Source organism: Peribacillus sp. P4_C12 (assembly GCF_056402095.1).
In genome coordinates this window covers 1-1,090 of the sequence record NZ_JBFUIB010000897.1, presented here as the reverse complement: position 1 = coordinate 1,090, position 1,090 = coordinate 1, and the positions used below count along the sequence as shown (strand labels likewise).

At 40.8% G+C, this 1,090-nt stretch carries 2 protein-coding genes; both read right to left on the bottom strand.

The features are described 5' to 3' along the window. On the bottom strand, positions 1-803 hold an 803-nt coding region (locus AC1DUW_RS30040; RefSeq protein ID WP_477644341.1), incomplete at its 3' end, for an acyl-CoA dehydrogenase family protein. 26 nt (positions 804-829) lie between these two features. Continuing rightward, positions 830-1,090, bottom strand: a 261-nt coding sequence (locus tag AC1DUW_RS30035) for an acyl-CoA dehydrogenase family protein (RefSeq protein WP_477644340.1), incomplete at its 5' end; no start/stop codon positions are given.

The window sequence follows — 1,090 nt, the reverse complement described above, 5'->3', positions numbered from 1 at the left end:
GCATAATCTATAGCCATTTGCAGCAATCTTTCTGAAGAACCGACAGCACGTGCCCCCACGATCCATCTTGCAAAACCAMTCCATTCAAGGCCAAGTTTATAACCGCCATGCACTTCTCCTAAAATATTTTCCTCGGGTACCCGAACATTATCGAAAACTAAACCAGCCGGTCCCCATTCTCCCATCGTGTTGATATACTCAGATTTCCAGCCCATGCTCCGATCTACGATGAAACAGGTGACCCCTTCTGTACCAGTTTCTTGATGAAGTTCTTTATCGGTAACAGCAATGACCATGACGAAATCGGCATCATTTCCACCTGTAATGAATGTTTTTTCTCCATTCAGCACCCACTCATTGCCATCTTTTATCGCAGTCATTTTAATATTTCGAGTATCGGACCCAGCTCCCGGCTCCGTCATGGCAAAACAGGATTTTTTCTCCCCATTAATCGTAGGAATCAGATACTTCTTTTTCTGTTCTTCGTTTCCATAATAAAGAATATTGTCCGCAGAACCGCCAAAGCTGAAAGGTACAAACGTTTTTGATACTTCCATCAAGACTATTGCCATCATCATCTGCCCTAAGTCGGCCCCGCCAAACTCCACCGGCGTATTAATGCCCCAGAACCCCGCTTTTTTTGCTTTTTCCTGTAATTCTATTAATTTCCCTTCAGGTAAACTAGGTTTTCCTGCTATTTCGTTACGAAGTACTTCATTTTCCAAAGGAATTAATTCATTTTCCACGAACTTGCGTATTGTTTTTTGTACCATTTTTTGTTCATCTGATAAACGTAAATCCATTATAACCCCTCCATTTTCTCATTAAACTATTTTTGATAATTTTTCTTTAATTGTCCTGTAATGATATTTTTCTGGATTTCGGACGTTCCTTCATAAATTCTAGTAATTCGTGCATCCCGATAGAAACGTTCGACTGGATAATCCTTCATGTATCCCATCCCTCCATGAATTTGAACTGCTCTATCAGCGACCCTGTTATATACTTCCGAACCATACAGCTTCAGCATTGCCGCTTCTTTAATAATTTTCGCTTTTTGATCGACCATCCATGCAACCCGGTATGTGAA